The 17686-nt window shown below is 59.8% G+C and carries 11 protein-coding genes and 1 tRNA gene; 8 read left to right on the forward strand and 4 right to left on the reverse strand.

Annotated elements, in window-relative coordinates; translation table 11 throughout:
• Window positions 1–31: 31 nt before the first annotated feature.
• Window positions 32–1321 (reverse strand): isocitrate lyase, encoded by a 1290-nt coding sequence (aceA, locus tag JZX89_RS17465; RefSeq protein WP_174373073.1) that lies wholly within the window; start codon window positions 1319–1321, stop codon window positions 32–34.
• A 254-nt stretch (window positions 1322–1575) separates the two neighbouring features.
• Between aceA and JZX89_RS17470 the strand changes: the two genes are divergently transcribed.
• The 5 genes from JZX89_RS17470 to JZX89_RS17490 all read left to right on the forward strand — a co-directional run bounded on the left by JZX89_RS17470 (window position 1576) and on the right by JZX89_RS17490 (window position 7308).
• Window positions 1576–2991 carry a helix-turn-helix domain-containing protein gene (locus JZX89_RS17470; RefSeq protein WP_207134858.1) on the forward strand — a complete coding sequence of 472 codons (1416 nt, stop codon included), beginning with the start codon at window positions 1576–1578 and terminating at the stop codon, window positions 2989–2991.
• Window positions 2992–3142: 151 nt separating this feature from the next.
• Window positions 3143–4240 (forward strand): polyamine ABC transporter substrate-binding protein, encoded by a 1098-nt coding sequence (locus JZX89_RS17475; protein ID WP_207134859.1) that lies wholly within the window; start codon window positions 3143–3145, stop codon window positions 4238–4240.
• A 173-nt stretch (window positions 4241–4413) separates the two neighbouring features.
• On the forward strand, window positions 4414–5571 hold the full coding sequence (locus JZX89_RS17480) for an ABC transporter ATP-binding protein (RefSeq protein WP_207134860.1): 1158 nt from the start codon (window positions 4414–4416) through the stop codon (window positions 5569–5571).
• An 11-nt stretch (window positions 5572–5582) separates the two neighbouring features.
• Window positions 5583–6491: an ABC transporter permease subunit gene (locus JZX89_RS17485; RefSeq protein ID WP_207134861.1), complete on the forward strand. Its 909-nt coding sequence runs from the start codon at window positions 5583–5585 to the stop codon at window positions 6489–6491.
• Between the two features lie 4 nt (window positions 6492–6495).
• The gene (locus JZX89_RS17490; RefSeq protein ID WP_207134862.1) at window positions 6496–7308 is read left to right on the forward strand and encodes an ABC transporter permease; all 813 of its coding nucleotides are present in this window, start codon (window positions 6496–6498) and stop codon (window positions 7306–7308) included.
• Window positions 7309–7620: 312 nt separating this feature from the next.
• On the opposite strand, the gene JZX89_RS17495 is transcribed toward JZX89_RS17490, so the two are convergent.
• Together JZX89_RS17495 and JZX89_RS17500 are read right to left on the reverse strand one after the other, a co-directional pair.
• A complete protein-coding gene (locus JZX89_RS17495; RefSeq protein WP_207134927.1) occupies window positions 7621–9285 on the reverse strand; it encodes an ABC transporter permease in 1665 nt (554 codons plus the stop codon).
• Window positions 9286–9360: 75 nt separating this feature from the next.
• On the reverse strand, window positions 9361–13098 hold the full coding sequence (locus tag JZX89_RS17500; protein ID WP_207134863.1) for an ATP-binding protein: 3738 nt from the start codon (window positions 13096–13098) through the stop codon (window positions 9361–9363).
• 314 nt (window positions 13099–13412) lie between these two features.
• Here JZX89_RS17500 and JZX89_RS17505 point away from each other — a divergent pair.
• From JZX89_RS17505 to JZX89_RS17515, 3 genes are all read left to right on the forward strand, one after another.
• Window positions 13413–13489 (forward strand) — tRNA-His (locus JZX89_RS17505).
• Window positions 13490–13716: 227 nt separating this feature from the next.
• Window positions 13717–15351 carry a Ppx/GppA phosphatase family protein gene (locus JZX89_RS17510; RefSeq protein ID WP_207134864.1) on the forward strand — a complete coding sequence of 545 codons (1635 nt, stop codon included), beginning with the start codon at window positions 13717–13719 and terminating at the stop codon, window positions 15349–15351.
• Entirely contained in the window at window positions 15348–16088 is a 741-nt protein-coding gene (locus JZX89_RS17515; RefSeq protein ID WP_207134865.1) for an RlmE family RNA methyltransferase, read from the forward strand. Before JZX89_RS17510 ends, JZX89_RS17515 begins: the two co-directional genes overlap by 4 nt.
• On the opposite strand, the gene JZX89_RS17520 is transcribed toward JZX89_RS17515, so the two are convergent.
• Window positions 16089–17486 (reverse strand): MDR family MFS transporter, encoded by a 1398-nt coding sequence (locus JZX89_RS17520; protein ID WP_207134866.1) that lies wholly within the window; start codon window positions 17484–17486, stop codon window positions 16089–16091.
• Window positions 17487–17686: the final 200 nt, after the last annotated feature.

Consider the following 17686-nt stretch of genomic DNA (forward strand, 5'->3'; position numbering starts at 1 on the left):
TCCCGGCGACGGGAAGGGCGTTTAGGGAGCTTTATTCCGCGGCCGGGCGGAACTGGTCGTGCTCGGTGGATTCCTTCATGGCGGTGGTCGAGGACATGCCGCCAGAGATCGCCACGGACACGGCGTCGAAATAGCCGGTGCCGACTTCGCGCTGATGTTTGGTGGCCGTGTAACCGTTCACCTCAGCTGCGAATTCCGCTTCCTGAAGCTCGGAATAGGCCGCCATCTGCCGGTCCTTGTAACCGCGTGCCAGTTCGAACATGCCGAAATTCAGCTGGTGGAAGCCGGCAAGGGTGATGAACTGGAACTTGTAGCCCATCGCGCCCAGTTCGCGCTGGAACTTGGCAATCGTCGCGTCATCGAGGTTCTTTTTCCAGTTGAACGACGGCGAGCAATTGTAAGCCAGCTTCTTGCCGGGATGCGCCTTGTGCACGCCTTCTGCAAACCTGCGCGCCTGCTCTAGATCCGGCTTGGATGTCTCGCACCAGATCAGGTCGCAATAGGGCGCATAGGCCACGGCGCGGGCAATGCAGGGTTCAAGGCCGTTCTTGACCTGATAGAAGCCCTCAACGGTGCGGCCGGCATCATAATCCACGAAAGGCTGGTCGCGCTCGTCGATATCGGAGGTCAGAAGCTTGGCGGCTTCCGCATCCGTGCGGGCGATGACCAGCGTCGGCACACCCATGACGTCAGCCGCGAGCCGCGCTGCCGTCAGGTTGCGAATATGCGCTGCCGTCGGGATCAGAACCTTACCGCCGAGATGGCCGCATTTCTTTTCCGATGCCAGCTGGTCCTCATAGTGAACACCCGCCGCACCCGCTTCGATAAAGGCCTTCATGATCTCGAAAGCGTTGAGCGGGCCGCCGAAACCGGCCTCGGCATCGGCAACGATCGGCGCGAACCAGGTATCGACCGAAAGGCCCTTGCCTTCCGCCGTCTCGATCTGGTCCGCACGCTGCAAGGTGCGGTTGATGCGCTTGGCAAGCTCCGGCGCGGCATTGGCTGGATAAAGCGACTGGTCCGGATACATGGCCGACGCCGTATTGGCATCGGCTGCAACCTGCCAGCCGGAAAGATAGATCGCCTTCAGTCCGGCGCGAACCATCTGCATGGCCTGATTGCCAGAAAGCGCGCCGAGCGCATTGACGAAACTCTCCTCGTTGATCAGCTTCCACAGCCGGTTTGCGCCCATCTCTGCCAGCGAATGACGGATTTCGACGGAGCCGCGCAGCCGCTCCACGTCGGCGGCGGTATAGGTGCGTTCAATCCCGTCGAAACGTCCCTGCGGTGCACCCGGAACAAGTTTGTAAAAATCCGTCATACTTCTCTCTCCCATGACAAGTGTAGTTTCGGAAGCGGCCTGTCATCAACATCGTGAAGCGCCGTTCGATGTGACTACATTTACATTTTTGGAGATTTAAGCGCCAGAAGAAACATAAAAACAGTGACTTGAAAGAGGTTATCCTGTAGGATGCATGACAGGGTAGCGCTGTAAAATTGTAAATTTTGTAAAAGCGATGCTCTAGCGAGTTTGTAACAGACTTGTATGAGTTGACGGGATGGAGGGGTGACACTGTGTCGGAAAACAAGATTTTTGCCGGGCCGCGCGTGCGCCGCATTCGCAACGGTCTGGGGCTGACGCAAACCGCCATGGCCGAGGCGCTGGCGATCTCACCCTCCTATCTCAATCTCATCGAGCGCAACCAGCGGCCGCTCACCGTGCAGCTGCTGCTGAAGCTTGCCTCGGTTTACAAGGTCGATCTTGATGACCTGCAGGGAGAGAGCGCCGGTTCCGCCGGGCAATTGCGCGAGGTTTTTGCCGATCCGCTGCTTTCGGGCGAGGTGCCGTCGCCGCAGGAACTGATCGAGGTTGCCGATGCCGCGCCCAATGCGGCGAGCGGCGTCCTCAAGCTCTACAGGGCCTACCGGGAGCAGGCGCAGCGCCTTTCCGACCTGTCGGATCTTCTGGCGCGGGAGGGGCATGAGACCGCGCTCTCCTCCACCCGCCTGCCGATCGACGAGGTGCGGCATGTCTTTGAAAACCGACCGGCCTATTTCCATACCATCGATGCGGCGGCGGAAGACCTCCATAAACAACTGTCGTCAGGCGACGACCTCGCCTCCGGTCTGCGCGCATGGCTGCAGAAAAACCACGGCATCGTGGTCAGAACCCTGCCGGTGCACGCCATGCCCAATCTGCGGCGGCGTTACGATCGCCATTCCATGCGGCTGTTTTTATCCGAGCGCCTGTCGCAGCCGGATCAGATCAGGGAAATGGCGATGGAGACCTGTCTTCTGGCGCTTCGCGAAGAGATTGGCGGGGAACTGGAGGCGCTGAGCCTGAAAGGCGAGGAGGCGCGGCGCATCGCCCGTTTCGAACTGGCACGATATGCCGCCCATGCCTTGATGATGCCCTATGGAGCATTTCTTGCCGCCGCCCAGCGCGCAAAATATGACCTCGATGTTTTGCGGTCGCGCTTCAACGTGTCGTTCGAACAGGCCGCTAACCGCCTCGTCAGCCTGCAACGGCCAACGGCGGCGGCAATCCCGTTTTTCCTGATGGAGATCGACAATGCCGGCAACCGGTTCCGCCTCGCAGGCGCAGGTGGTTTTCCGAGGGCGCGGTTCGGCGGCCTCTGTCCGCGGCTCAATATCCATGCGGCTTTCGCCCAGCCGGGGCAAGTGCTGGTGGAAGCGGTGGAAATGCCTGATGGTGATGCCTTCCTCACTGTTTCGCGCACGCTGGAAGGCCCGCAGGCGGGTTTTGGTGAAAGGGTGAGGCGCACGGCTGTGCTTGTCGGCTGCGATCTCTCTCAGGCAGGAGAGACGGTCTATGGCCCCGCCGCTTCGGGCGCGCCGCCCGTCGCCGTCGGCCCTTCATGCCGGCTGTGTGAAAGACAGGGCTGTCTGTCGCGCGCCGAAGCGCCGCTGACACGGCCGCTCGGTCTGGATGAAATGGTAACCGGTCTCAGCGTTTTCGACTTCCAGTAGGTGTTTCCATTCGCTTTTTCCCGGCCGGAACACATTTGGTTGAAAATGCTGTGCTGCACATTTCCCGCTTGCTCCCTTTTGTTTTCCTTTCTAGTCTCGCTAAAAAAGGGGATCACGCTTCCGTCGTGAGGATGCGTTAACAGGAGACATCATGAAAAACCGTTCTCTCCGCCTGACCTTGGCTCTCACCACCGCGCTCGTTGCAGCAGGCTCGGCAATGGCCCAGGAGAAGGTCGTCCACGTCTATAACTGGTCGGATTATATCGACGAATCAGTGCTTGCCGATTTCACCAAGGAAACCGGCATCAAGGTCGTTTATGACGTGTTCGACAGCAACGAACTCGTGGAAACCAAGCTTCTGGCCGGCAGCTCCGGTTATGACGTCGTGGTGCCGACCGGCCCCTTCCTGGCCCGCCAGATCAATGCCGGCGTGTTCCAGAAGCTCGACAAGTCCAAGTTGCCGAATCTGAAGAACATGTGGCCTGAAGTCTCCGAGCGTCTGGCGAAATACGATCCCGGCAACGAATATGCCGTCAACTACATGTGGGGCACCACCGGCATCGGTTATAACGTCGCCAAGGTGAAGGCCGCTCTCGGCGATGTTCCCGTCGATAGCTGGGATATTCTCTTCAAGCCGGAAAATGCCGAAAAGCTGAAATCCTGCGGCATCAATATTCTCGATGCGTCGGACGAAACCTTCGCGATTGCCATGAACTATCTCGGCAAGAATCCGGACAGCAAGGAAACGGCTGATCTGGAAGCGGGCGGCGAGGTCTACAAGAAGATCCGTCCCTCTGTGAAGACGTTTAATTCCTCCGCCTATATCGATGAGCTGGCGAATGGCGATAGCTGCATCACCATCGGCTGGTCGGGTGATATCCTGCAGGCGAAAAGCCGCGCCGAGGAAGCCAAGAACGGCGTCGAAGTGAACTACATCATCCCGAAGGAAGGCACCTATATGTGGTTCGACAACCTTGCCATCCCGGCGGATGCCAAGAATGTCGAGGAAGCGCATGCCTTCATCAATTATCTGATGCGGCCGGAAGTCATCGCCAAGGCGTCGAACTATGTTCAATACGCCAATGGCAACCTCGCCTCGCAGGCGCTGATGGACGAGTCGGTCGCCAAGAACCCCGCTGTCTATCCCGATGCCGAAACGATGAAGAAGCTCTTCACCATCTCGCCTTACGGACCGAAGGAACAGCGTGTTTTGAACCGCGTCTGGACGCAGATAAAGACTGGCAGCTGACACCGCAGCCCGCTGGTTGAGGAACGGCCGGCGGGCCTGTTTCTCTGATGCTTTTGCCGGCAGGTCACGTTACCTGCCGGTGCTGCCCGCCCCAGGCATCCGACCGAAAATAGATGCGGTTTTCGGTCCGATGCTCAAATCGACAAGACCAACGGGATTTGAGGGTAGGGTGCATGGCGAAAACTCTGGGGCCGGTCAAACGTAAATTCAGCCCGTGGGACAACCCCGATGCGGTGCCCTTCATCCGCTTTGAAAACGTCACCAAGCGTTTCGGCGATTTCGTCGCCGTCAACAATCTGACGCTTGATATTTACGAGCGCGAGTTCTTTTCGCTGCTTGGTCCGTCGGGCTGCGGCAAGACCACGCTGATGCGGATGCTGGCCGGTTTCGAGGAACCGACCGAGGGCCGCATCCTGCTGCAGGGCAGGGATATTTCCGGCGTGCCGCCCTATAAGCGCCCGACGAATATGATGTTCCAGTCCTATGCGCTTTTCCCGCATATGTCGGTGGAAAAGAACATCGCCTTCGGGCTGGAGCAGGACGGCCTGCCGAAGGCAGAAATATCTTCCCGCGTCGAGGAAATGCTGCGGCTCGTCAAGCTCAGTGAATTCGCCAAACGCAAGCCGAGCCAGCTTTCTGGCGGCCAAAAACAGCGCGTGGCGCTTGCCCGGTCGCTCGCCAAGCGCCCGAAGGTGCTTCTGCTGGACGAACCCCTCGGCGCGCTCGACAAGAAGCTGCGCGAAGAAACCCAGTTCGAGCTGATGGACATCCAGACCAATCTCGGCCTCACCTTCCTGATCGTGACCCATGACCAGGAAGAAGCGATGACGGTGTCGGACCGGATCGCGGTCATGGACAAGGGCAACGTCGTGCAGGTGGCGACGCCGGCCGAGATTTACGAGGCGCCGAACACGCGCTACGTCGCTGATTTCATCGGCGACATCAATATTTTCGACGCCAATGTCGTCGCCAACGCCTCAGACATCGGCAAGCCGGGTCTGGTGACGCTCGATTGCGACGGGTTGAAGGTAACGGTGGAGCAGGAATGCGCTGCTGCGACCGGCAGTCAGGTAGCTTACGCCATCCGCCCGGAAAAGGTCCGCATCTCGCTTGACCAGCCTGCCGACAGCGCCGTCAATTCCGCCTATGGCGAGGTCTGGGATATCGGTTATCTCGGCGACTTCTCGGTGTTCATCGTCAAGCTTGCCGATGGCCGTGTCATCCGCGCCGCGCAGGCGAACGTCTCGCGTCTCGTCGATCGCCCGATCACCTTCGGCGATATGGTGTGGCTGAACTGGAAACCGGATTCAGGTCTTGTCCTGACACGCTGAGGGAGGCTTTCATGGCGATCACCACTCCCGAAAACCGGCAAAGCCCCTGGCGCTGGCTGGTCGTCGCGGTTCCCTATTTCTGGCTGCTGCTGTTCTTCGCAGCGCCGTTTTTCATCATCTTCAAGATATCGCTGTCTGATACGGCAATCTCCATGCCGCCCTATACGCCGGTCTTCGAAGGATTTTCGAAGCTCGGCACGTTCTTCTCGCAGCTGGATTTCGAGAACTACCTGTTTCTGACGGAAGACCCGCTCTACATCGACGCCTACCTGTCGTCGCTGCGCATCGCCTTCATCTCCACCTGCCTGCTTTTGCTGATCGGTTATCCCATGGCGCTGGCCATGGCGCGCGCGCCTTCAGCCGTGCGGCCGACACTGGTGATGCTGGTGATCCTGCCGTTCTGGACCTCGTTCCTGATCCGCGTTTATGCCTGGATCGGCATTCTGAAGCCCGAGGGACTGCTGACGGTGCTGTTCCAATGGCTAGGTTTTCTGGGGCCGGACCAACAGGTAAACATTTTCCGCACCGAGACGGCGATCTTCATCGGCATCGTTTATTCCTATCTACCCTTCATGGTGCTGCCGCTTTATTCGGCGCTGGAGAAACTAGACAACACGCTTCTGGAAGCGGCGGCCGATCTCGGCTGCCCGCCATGGAAGGCCTTCTGGAAGATCACTTTCCCGCTGTCGCTTCCGGGTGTGGTCGCTGGGTCGATGATCTGCTTCATCCCAATCACTGGCGAATTCGTTATCCCCGATCTGCTCGGCGGCGCGCAGACATTGATGATCGGCAAAACGCTCTGGACGGAATTTTTCGGTAATCGCGACTGGCCATTGGCATCCGCCGTGGCCGTGCTGCTGCTGCTGTTGCTGGTGGTGCCCATCGCCATCTTCCAGAACCAGCAGAAGAAGGTGGGGTGAGGCCATGAAGCGCGGAAAATTCGACATCACCGTCCTGACGCTCGGTTTTGCCTTTCTCTATATCCCGATCATCATCCTGATCGTTTATTCCTTCAATGCCTCCAAGCTCGTCACCGTCTGGGGCGGCTTTTCGCTGCAATGGTACAAGTCCATGTGGTCGAACCAGGGGCTGATGGATGCGGCCTGGGTGACGCTGCGCGTCGGTATATTAAGCGCCACCATCGGCACCATCCTCGGAACGCTGGCGGCGCTGTCGCTCACCCGCTTTGCGCGGTTTCCGGGACGTGTGCTGTTTTCCGGCATGATCTATGCGCCGCTCGTCATGCCTGAAGTCATCACCGGCCTGTCGCTGCTGCTGCTATTCGTCGCCGTTGGGGTGGATCGCGGTTTCTGGACGGTGGTCATCGCCCACACCACCTTCACCATGTGTTATGTGGCAATCGTCGTGCAGTCGCGCCTGCTGACCTTCGACCGCAGCCTCGAGGAAGCAGCGCTCGATCTCGGCTGCCCGCCGGTGAAAACCTTCTTCCGCATCACCCTGCCGTTGATTTTCCCCGCGGTCATCGCCGGTTGGATGCTGGCCTTCACGCTGTCGCTCGACGATCTGGTGATCGCCAGCTTTGCCACCGGCCCCGGTGCAACCACGCTGCCGATCAAGATTTACTCGCAGGTACGCCTCGGCGTGACGCCGGAAATCAATGCCATCTGCACGATCCTCATCGGCCTTGTGACGATCGGCGTCATCGTCACCTCCATCACGTCCAAACGCACCGAACTGCAGAGGATGCGGGACGAACACGCCGCCGCCCGCAACTGATTATCGGCTCGGCTCCGATTTCTTCGCGTTACTGTTGAAATCGCAATAAAATTAGAAACCTATAATTTAGTTTTGGGACTCTACGGTCTCAAAATAGGAATTATCGTCGGTGATTGCTCGATTTTGGTTTTAACCGCTTGTTAATAGGAGTTGGCGGAAAGTAAACCTAACGCAGGGTTGTCAAATTTCTGACGGCCGGGATTGATAATTTCCATATGGCGAGGTTGTCCCCCTTTCTCTCGTTAAAAAAAGCACAACTAATACAGGCGGCCGAAAGGCCGCCTTTCTTTTTGCCGAGATACCGGGCGCGGCTCAGCTGTTTTCCGGATGATCCATCGATTTCGAGACGAGAAGCACGGGAATAAGTCCGGCAAGGATGATGATGATCGCCGGCACGGCGGCATCCTGCACTCTGGAGCGGGAAGCATCCTCATAGACCAGCGTGGCAAGCGTGTTGAAACCGAAAGGCCTGAGCAGGATGGTCGCCGGCAGTTCCTTCATGGATTCGATCAGCACGAGCAGAAAAGCAGTCAGCGCCGCCGGCCGCATGTTCGGCAACAATACCTTGAACAGCGTTTGCAAACGATTGCGCCCAAGCGTCCGCGAGGCCATGTCGATATGCGGCGAAAGCTTCTGGAAACCGGCATCGAGCGTGCCTTCCGCCATGGTCATGAAGCGCACGCTATGGGCATAGATGATGGCGAAGGCTGTGCCGGAAAGCAGCAATCCACTTGAAAACCCGAAATGCGACCGAATGAATCCGTCGACCCCATTGTCGAGGCTGGCGAGCGGAATAAGCACGCCGATGGCAAGCACCGTTCCCGGCACGCCATATCCCATGGAGCCAAGGCGGGCGGCGACCTTCGATGTGCGCGAGCGCTCGGTTCGAATGGCGTAGGAAAAGATGAAAGCCGCGATCAGGGTGACGAAAGCGGCGGAGAGCGAGACCTCGAGGCTGTGGCCCAGCGCTTTCAGAAGTTTCGGTGCAAACAGCGCATCCAGCCGCTTGGCGGCATAACCGCCAAGCACGATGACGGGAATGAAAAATCCGCTTGCCACGGGCAGGAAGCAGAACAGGCTCGCACACCAGCGCCGCCAGCCGGTCAACATCTTCAGCCGGTGGCGCTGCGCCATGCTCGTCGCTTTCGGTGCACCGAAACGCTGTTTCTCACGCGCATTGCGTTCGATGAAGATCAGCGCGCCAACGATGATGAGGATGACGGCGGCGATCTGCGTCGCATTGGCGAGATTGCCGCGATTGAGCCAGGTCTCGTAAATGGTGAAGGTCAGCGTCTGGACACCGAGATATTCGACTGCACCGATATCGTTCAGCGTCTCCATCAAGACTAGCGAAAGCCCGATGGCAATCGCTGGCCGCGCCATCGGCAATTGTACGGAAAAGAACACGCTGAGCGGCTTTGCGCCAAGCGTGCGGGCCGCTTCCGCCGCAAACCGGCCCTGCATGGAAAAGGCGGCGCGAGCCGAGAGATAGACATACGGGTAAAGCACCGAACTCAGGACGATCACCGCGCCGCCAAGCGAGCGTATGTCGGGAAACCAATAATCGCGGATGCTGTGATAGTCGAAGGCGGCGCGAATTGAGCTCTGAACCGGGCCGGTGAAATCGAGGAATTCGCCGAAAGCATAGGCGGCCAGATAGGAGGGAATGGCGAGTGGCAGCACAAGTGCCGCAGACAACAGACGCCGCAGCGGAAATTCGAATGTCGTGACGAGCCAGGCGCAGGCAATGCCGAAGAACGCCGTCGTTGCGGCCGTCATCCCCAGCAACATGAATGTGCGAAACCCCGCACGCGGCAGAACGTTGGCGAGAAGATGCTGCCATCCTTCCGTGCTGCCGGTGAGCGCCAGCCAGAAGATCGCCAGAATCGGCATGGCGGCAATGGCCGCGACGATGACCGCCGCGACAGGCAGTATCGAAACGCGTTTTGTGGCTGGAAGGGAAACCGTCATGGGCATGCGGGCCTGTCTTGCGAAAGCCTTGATCGGCGATCGTTGCGCCGGTGGCTTTCGCATTGCTACGCCCGCATGACCTCAGTTGGCAAGAACCCGTTGCGATGGAAAGGTGATTTCCACCAGCGTGCCTTCATTCGGCGTCGAGGTGATGGAGAAATTTGCCCGGTTGGCATCCACCATCGCCTTCGTCAGTGGCAGGCCAAGCCCGGTGCCGTCGCCGCGCACGCGCTTGCTGGATGAGGCCACCTGCCGGAATGGCTTCATGGCCTGTTCCAGCTCCGCCCGCGTCATGCCGATGCCGGTGTCGCGAATGCGCAGCGCCACGCTGCCATTCGCCTCATAGGCGGTGGAAACGACGATCTGGCCGCCCGACGGCGTGAAGCGGATGGCGTTGGACAGGATGTTCAGCACGATCTGCTTGATCGAGCGCAGGTCGGCAACGATCTGTGGCACGGATTGCGACAGTGCGGTGCGGATGATGACACGCTGATTGTTGGCCTGCGGCTGCACCAGCGAGACCGCTTCGGCCACCGTCTCGTTCAGCGGCACGGCGATGAAATCCACATCCATCTGCCCGGCCTCGATCTTGGAAATGTCGAGCAGATCATTGACGATGTCGAGCACGTGCCGGCCGGAACGGCCGATATCATTGGAGTATTCCGCATAACGCGGATGACCGATCGGCCCGAAACGCTCGGTCGCCATCATGTCGGCAAAGCCGATAATGGCGTTGAGCGGTGTGCGGATTTCATGGCTGACGCGCGCCAGGAAATCGGTCTTGTGGGCATTGGCGGTTTCCGCTGCCCGCTTCGCGTTGCGAAGCTCTTCCTCCGTGCGCTTCCACTGGGTGATGTCGCGGATGACGGCGCAATAGCCATGCGAGGATTTAAGCCGCCCGATGGTCATGAACAGTGGCAGGAAACCGCCGGATGCTTCGCGGCCGATCACCTCGCGGCCATCATTCAACACGCTGGCCACACCGTTATTGGCAAGGCCGGAGAGATAATCCAGCACGGCGCGCTGGCTCTCATGCGCAAACAGGGTGACGAAGGGCTTGCCGGCGATTTCGCCGTTGTCATAGTTGAACAGCGCGCTGGCGGAACGGTTGAGCGAGCGGATTTCGCCGCTGTCTCCCAGTAACACCACGCCGTCGGTGGCGGTTTCCAGAATGGAATGCAGTTCCTCGACTTCACCCTGCAGCACGGAAACGCTGCCGGCTTCTGCACCCGCTGTTGCTGCCGTATTTTCGTTGGCTGCTGCAACAGGCGTCTGCTTTTCTTCCAGCGGAACCAGCGACAGCATCAGTGCCTTGGTTTCTTCCCAGCGGACGGACTGTAACCGCGCCTTGACCGGAATGATGTCGTTTTCGGCACTGACCACGACCATGCCGCCCTCATTGTCAGGCATCTCGTCCAGTTCCTGCCGCTGCAGCAGCGCTTCCAGCCCGCCCACATCCTGGAGTTCCTCAAGCGAGGTGTAGCCCGTCAGCCGCAGGAAATCCGGATTGGCGTGGATCAGCCTGTCGCCGGCATGGACAAGAAGCGCTACCGGCATTTGATCCAATGTCTCGGCCGTCAGGACACCGGCGGGGCGAGGGGGAGGGCTAATCATCGCAGCGGCAATATCGGCCGTCGGCTGCAGGTCCGTTGCGGTGCCTTCCTTCTCGCCGGTATCGATTTCATTCGCCGGTGTGGGGGCAGCAATTGGCCGCTCACCGCGAACATAGTCGGCGAAGAGGTCGTCCTCCTCCACTATTTCTGTCGCCTTGGCAGGCTCTTGAACGTTCTGCGTTTTGTCCACCGGCATTTCCGGGGCGATATCTTCGCGACTATCCTGCGGAACCGGCTCGGCGGAACGAGCCTCTTCGTCCGCTTTGCGGTTCTCGTCGGCCAGGGTATCGATGGGTGCAAGCGTCCGGCCGATTTCCCGGAAGGCAGCCTGTTCGCCTGCGGTCAAACCCTCGCGTGAGCGCGAACGGCGGTCCTCTAGATGAACGACCTTGTCGGAATAGGACGGCTCGGGCGCTGGAACGGTCGCCGGCACGGGTGCTTCGAATTCCGGCGGGCTGTAATCGTGACGCTGGTCTTCGGCCAAAGCCTCGCCCGTCGTTTCGTCAGCTTCCACCGCCGGGGCCTCGTCTTCGGCCTCGTCATCCTCATCGATAAAAGCCAGCAATTCGCGGCTTTCATCCTCGGCATCCAACTGCGGCGAAGCTTCGGTCTGAAAAACATCTTCCGCGTTCAGGAAGGTAAGGCCGGTGGCATGCGGATCTTGCGCGGCGTCGGCAAGCCGCACGATGCCGAAACCCCGGAAACCATCAAATTCACGCGAGCGCGTATAGGTGGGCAGGGCGGCGAGGTCGATCGGCACCATCAGGGAGGTGCCTTCCACCGGCCAATAGATCGTCTTGCCCGACCATGTGTCGCGACGGCTAAGAAGTTCGCGAATCTTGCCATCCGGATCAAGGTTGAAGAGTGCGGCCACATCGGCAAAGCCCATGCCTTCGACAGCCGCCGCCTTTGCGCCGACAGCTTCTGCGAATTCATGCGAAATCGAGCTGAAGCGCCCCTCGGCATCGATTTTCCAGACGAAACGGGATGCGCGCGCACCGGCATTAAAGACAAAAGCCGGTGCTTCTTCTGCTGCGTCCGTTTCCGCCGGAATATCCTCTTCCGTCGGCACAGCGGCCTGCGCCGTCACGGTTTCGGCGATCTCTTCCGCTGGTACGCTTTCAGCTTCTTCCGACACCTCTTCAGCATGGTCGTGACCGGTGGCACGGTCGATTGCCGGCGCCTCTGCCTCATCCGCATCGAGTTCGAAGAGATCGGCAATATCGTCGGTCATCGCCTCCTGCGCGGCGGCATCGGCATCTTCGACAGGGATATCCAGTGGGGCCTCGGCCTGTTCTTCTGCCGGCAAGGGAAGGGCGTCCAGTTCCTGTTCGGCCACAATCTCGTCTTCGCCATCGGCGTGCAGTTCCGGCACGTCCTCCACATCCTCGATACCGGCAACGGCATCAAGCACGGAATCAAAGGAGGCCGCGGCGGCGACAACAGGTGCGGCCTCCGCGACTGGCAAATCGGGCTGAACGGCAGCCGGGGTTTCCTGCGGCTTGTCTTCGGCAAAGCCATTGACAGGATCGAGTGTGCCAAGCGCGGTCTCGACCACGAACATCAGGTTGAGTTCGGGCGACGTCGTGATCTGGCCGGTCGCCGCCGGCAGATAACCCTTGCCGGTCGGCACGGGGCGCTTGACGAGATGACCGGACTGGCCGGCGGCCATGCGCACCAGCGTCCTTGCCGTGTGCGGCGTAATGCCGAGAGAGGGGAAGCGCGGCGAAGCAGCAACGATCTCGTTGTCGCCATTCAGAACCGCCATATGAATATCGGGGTCGTCAAAACCTTCGATCATGCGCCGGGCGCATTCCGTGGTGTCCGGCGCGGCCTGGTCGGTAAGGGCGGAAAACAGTATTGCTGGCTGGCCCGGTTCTGCTTCAATGATTTCCGCCCTGGCGGTCACGGCAATGCTGCGGAAACCGGCATTGATGCGAATGGTAAACGGCAGGCTGTCGCCCGCCTGGGAAAGCCGCGCCGCCGTCGCCGCCAGCTGCCGGAAGGTCACATCCTGCCGCTTCGGGCCCTGTTCCAGAAAATCGTAGACCATCGGCGTGCCGAACAACGCCGCACCCCGGCCGTTGGCCCAAAGGGCGCTCTGAAGGTCGAGCGAGAACAAAGCCATCGCCTCGCCGCGCCCGAAACCTTCACGCACCCGTTCATGCACTGCTATATCGATAAAGGGATACTGGACGGCGGGCATGTCGAAACCTATTCTGGCACTACCGGACCTTGCGGGCTTTTCAGCCTCCTCATGAAGCTGAAAGGTAAACCCGCTATGGCACCACGTTAACAGAATTTTAAATAACTTCACAGGCCGGCGGGGTCCACCATCCGGCGGATGAATCGCCAAACAGAGTTAACATGAACAGGCCTTGCCTTCGCCCGTTATCCGTCTCGGCGCAATGAAAGCGCTTGCCTTTCGATGCCTTTTTTCGCAAAATTCACTGAGGCACTTGCAAATGGGGGAAACACCTTTTATGTCACCCCCCGTGACGCCGCTTCGGCGTTTCATGTGCGGTTGTAGCTCAGTTGGTTAGAGCGCAGGTTTGTGGCACCTGAGGTCGGTGGTTCGACCCCACTCAACCGTACCATTCCCTTCTCCCGATAAGTTCAAATGCTACAAGGACTTACCGGGAGATGGGAGTATTTTTCTCCCCGCCTGATATCCCGATTTTCAGACATCCCCGGAAATAATCACAGCGATTTCGGCAGTCAGCACCCGCGCTTCCTATCGCATGTGAACCGTTGCCGTTTTCGGCTCGGGAAAAACCATTTGGCTAAAATCTCTTGCGCTGGTATTGTCCACCCAACGAAACCTATGAAAGCCAGCAGCATAGCGTCTTTGCTTGTGCGCGGCGAAATGGACAAGACAGTGATCGACCCCGGAAACGGCCCAAAGCCGTCGGACCAAGGGGCATCGGTGGCGGACAAAGGGAAAGCGAAGCGATCCCGTCGTGGCAAGAAACACAAGCGTGACGGGAAACCCCGTGACGCCGCTGTGCTGTCGCATGATGTTGCCGCGGATGTTCCGGCCGGTTCCCCTTACGTGTCGGCTCTCGAGCCGGATGCCGAACCGCGCAAACGAAAGCGCCGGCGGCGTTCTCGCGGCAAAGGCGCGTCCTCCCAGCAGAGTGCGCCTGCATCTGGTGAACAGGCGCAGGTTCCAATTGCAACGGACGCCATAAATCCAACCTCTGCACCGCCCGGCGGTGTTCGCAAATCGCGCAACCGCAAGCGGGTTCACCGCGATCCGCGTGGTCGTGATCCGCAGGGCCGACCGCTGGTTCCCTCCCCGGCAGCGAGACATGTCGGCAAGCAGAACGGTCGTGCCAATGGGGCTTCTCAGGAACCGCACCGGCAGCAATCAGACATGTCCGCCCGTCAGGCGGGTCGTCAGCATGAGCATGGCCAGGACACGCCGGCAGATATGTATGCGGCGCTCGATCTCGGCACCAATAATTGCCGCCTGCTGATCGCGCAGCCGACAAGGCCCGGCCAGTTCCGGGTCGTTGATGCCTTTTCGCGTATCGTCCGGCTGGGCGAGGGATTGGTATCGACCGGCCGCCTTTCAGACGATGCTATGGATCGCGCGGTGGAGGCCCTCAAGGTCTGTGCCGCGAAACTCGCGGGTCGTCCCATACGGCGCATGCGGCTCATTGCCACCGAAGCTTGCCGCGCGGCAACCAATGGTGAGGAATTTCTGGCGCGTGTCACCCGCGAAACCGGGCTCAGGCTCGAAATCATCAGCCGTGAAACGGAAGCCCGCCTTGCGGTCTCGGGTTGCGCCTCGCTTGTCGGGCGTGAAGCACGCTCCGTGGTGCTGTTCGATATCGGCGGCGGATCGTCGGAAATCGCCGTCATCAAGGTCGGCGAAAACCGCTCGAACCGGCTCGCCAACCACATCACCCACTGGACCTCGCTGCCGGTCGGCGTCGTCACGCTTTCGGAACGCCATGGCGGCCGCGATGTGACGCCTGACGTGTTTGCGGCCATGGTGCGGGAAGTTGAAGGGCTGCTGGATGCCTTCCATTGCCCGCCTCTCGCGCCGCTTGTGCATCACGAGGATTTCCATCTGATCGGAACATCCGGCACGGTGACGACGCTTGCGGGTGTTCATCTCGATCTGCCGCGCTATGATCGCCGCAAGGTGGATGGCCTCTGGCTTTCCGATGCAGAGGTGACCGCCATGCAGGACAAGCTGCTGGCATGGGATTTCGCTGGCCGCGCCGCCAATGCCTGCATCGGTCCTGATAGGGCCGATCTGGTTCTGGCGGGCTGCGCCATTCTTGAGGCCATTCGCCGCCGCTGGCCGTCACGCCGCATGCGGGTGGCCGATCGTGGCCTGCGTGAAGGTCTCTTGACGGATATGATGGCGGATGACGGCGCATGGCGGCGCAACCGCATAAGGCGCATGCAGATCGTACGGCAGGACAGAACAGAAGGTTTGACATGAGCAAGGCGCCGACAAGCACCAATCGTACCGGCCGAAAGATCGGCCAGAAGGTCAAGAAGACCAAGCTCAAGGCCTCATCGCGCCGCTGGCTGGAACGTCATATCAACGACCCCTATGTGCAGCGCGCCAAGCTGGAAGGCTATCGCGCCCGTGCTGCCTTCAAGCTGTTGGAAATCAACGACAAGCACCAGATTCTGAAGGGCGCGACGCGCATCATCGACCTTGGCGCCGCACCCGGAAGCTGGTCGCAGATCGCTTCCAAGGTGACGGATTCGACTGAGGATGATATCCGCGTCGCGGCCATCGATTTTCTCGAAATCGATCCGATCCCCGGCGTGAAGATCCTGCAGCTCGACTTCCTCGATCCGACCGCACCGGACCAGCTGATGGAAGCTGTCGGCGGCACGCCCGATCTTGTCTTGTCGGATATGGCGGCGCCAACCACGGGCCACCAGAAGACCGACCACATCCGCACCATGCATCTGTGCGAAGTTGCAGCCGATTTCGCCGTTCAGGTGTTGGCGGAAGGCGGCCATTTCCTGGCCAAGACCTTCCAGGGCGGCACGGAAAAGGCGCTGCTGGACATGCTGAAGAAGAACTTCAAGCAGGTCCTGCACATCAAGCCGGCGTCGTCACGCTCGGAATCGGTCGAGATGTTCCTGCTTGCCAAGCACTTCAAGGGCCGCAGGAACGAGCCCGCTGTCGATGCCGAAGCCGAAGAGGCCGCCGAAGACTGATCATTCCGCCGGTTGCGAAACCTTGCCGCGGTGGCCGGAGACGGCCGCACCGGCCTTTGCGTCCATGCGGATGATCGGCACGATGGCGAACAGCGACACCAGCGCCACGATGGTGAAGGCGATGTGGAAATCGGCAAGCTGCAGATGCGTGCCTGACATTGCACTGCTGACTTCCAGAATGGATGCGGCGAAAGCCACACCCAGCGCCAGGCTGATCTGTTGCATCACCGAGGCCATCGAGGTTGCCTGACTGGCCTGGCTGTCTTCGATATCGGAATAGCTGAGTGCGTTCGATCCGGTGAAAAAGAACGACCGGGCAAATCCCGCCGTGACCAGAAAGATCATGATCAGCGGGTAGGGTGTTTCCGGTGTGAAGAAGCTGTTGGCAAGCGTCGTGAACGCGCCGACGACGCCCGCTCCGATCAGCGTTGACCTGAATCCTGTTGCCGCAAACACGCGCTTGGCCATGAATTTCGTGGTGATCGCACCGATTGCGCCGGCAAAGGTGATCATCCCTGATTGGAACGGGTTAAGCCCGAAGCCGATCTGCAGCATCAGCGGCATCAGGAACGGAATGGCGCCCGTCGAAATGCGGAAGATGGTGCCGCCAACGGAGGCCGCCCGGAACGTCGCATTCTGAAAAATGCGGAAATCCAGAATGGGGGCGGGATGGCGCGCGGCATGGCGCACGTAAAGAAAACCGCAGATAAAACCGATGATCGTCGAGGCGATGCCGATGGCGGGCGGCAGTGCCGGCAGGCTGACCACTGACACGCCGAAGACAACGCCGGAGGCGGCGATACCGGACAGAATGAAACCCTTGCCGTCCATCGGCGGCGGATTGGTGGTTTCGATTTCCGGCAGGAAGATGGTCGACAGCCAGATGCCGATAATACCGATGGGCACGTTGATCAGGAAAATCCAGTGCCAGGAAAAATAGGTGGTGATGAAACCGCCGATCGGCGGGCCGGTGAGCGGCCCCACAAGCGCCGGTATCGTCAACAGCGCCATGGCGGAGACGAGTTCGGTCCGTTTCGTCGTTCGAAGCAGAACGAGACGGCCGACGGGCGTCATCATCGCCCCGCCCATGCCCTGCAGGAAGCGCGAGAGCACGAACTCGAACACCGACGACGAGACCGCGCAACAGATCGACCCCACCACGAAGACGCCGATGGCGAAACGAAAGATTTTCTTTGCGCCGTATTTGTCGGCCATCCAGCCGCTGATGGGAATGAAGATTGCCAGCGACACCATATAGGCGGTCAGCGCGAGCTTGAGGGTGATCGGGCCGACATTGAGGTCTGCTGCAATCGCTGGAAGCGAGGTGGCGATGACGGTGGAGTCCATCTGCTCCATAAAGAGAGCGACTGCCAGGATGAGGGGGATGATGCGGTTCATGGGGCTGCCTGCGGCTTTCCGCTGCGACAAAGGTGTCTCTCGTTCCTCCTACGCCTGATGGGACCGCTTGCCAACATGTTAATTGTCTATTTCTAACGCTCCGATCAAACCTGCGTGAGGCCGGTTTCCTTGAAACTTTCTCGCTCTATTGTCCGTTGGGTGAGTTCAGTTGGTGATAACGGCCAGTTGGCGAAATCGGA

Source organism: Agrobacterium burrii (genome assembly GCF_017313405.1).
GTDB lineage: Bacteria > Pseudomonadota > Alphaproteobacteria > Rhizobiales > Rhizobiaceae > Agrobacterium > Agrobacterium burrii.

Bases quoted from the DNA above. Each gene is read 5' to 3' on its own strand.
- JZX89_RS17490 (WP_207134862.1), top strand. From the start codon at position 6,496: ATGAAGCGCGGAAAATTCGACATCACCGTCCTGACGCTCGGTTTTGCC.
- JZX89_RS17485 (WP_207134861.1), top strand. From the start codon at position 5,583: ATGGCGATCACCACTCCCGAAAACCGGCAAAGCCCCTGGCGCTGGCTG.
- JZX89_RS17500 (WP_207134863.1), bottom strand. From the start codon at position 13,098: ATGCCCGCCGTCCAGTATCCCTTTATCGATATAGCAGTGCATGAACGG.
- JZX89_RS17495 (WP_207134927.1), bottom strand. From the start codon at position 9,285: ATGCCCATGACGGTTTCCCTTCCAGCCACAAAACGCGTTTCGATACTG.
- JZX89_RS17480 (WP_207134860.1), top strand. From the start codon at position 4,414: ATGGCGAAAACTCTGGGGCCGGTCAAACGTAAATTCAGCCCGTGGGAC.
- JZX89_RS17520 (WP_207134866.1), bottom strand. From the start codon at position 17,486: ATGAACCGCATCATCCCCCTCATCCTGGCAGTCGCTCTCTTTATGGAG.
- JZX89_RS17510 (WP_207134864.1), top strand. From the start codon at position 13,717: ATGAAAGCCAGCAGCATAGCGTCTTTGCTTGTGCGCGGCGAAATGGAC.
- JZX89_RS17515 (WP_207134865.1), top strand. From the start codon at position 15,348: ATGAGCAAGGCGCCGACAAGCACCAATCGTACCGGCCGAAAGATCGGC.
- JZX89_RS17475 (WP_207134859.1), top strand. From the start codon at position 3,143: ATGAAAAACCGTTCTCTCCGCCTGACCTTGGCTCTCACCACCGCGCTC.
- aceA (WP_174373073.1), bottom strand. From the start codon at position 1,321: ATGACGGATTTTTACAAACTTGTTCCGGGTGCACCGCAGGGACGTTTC.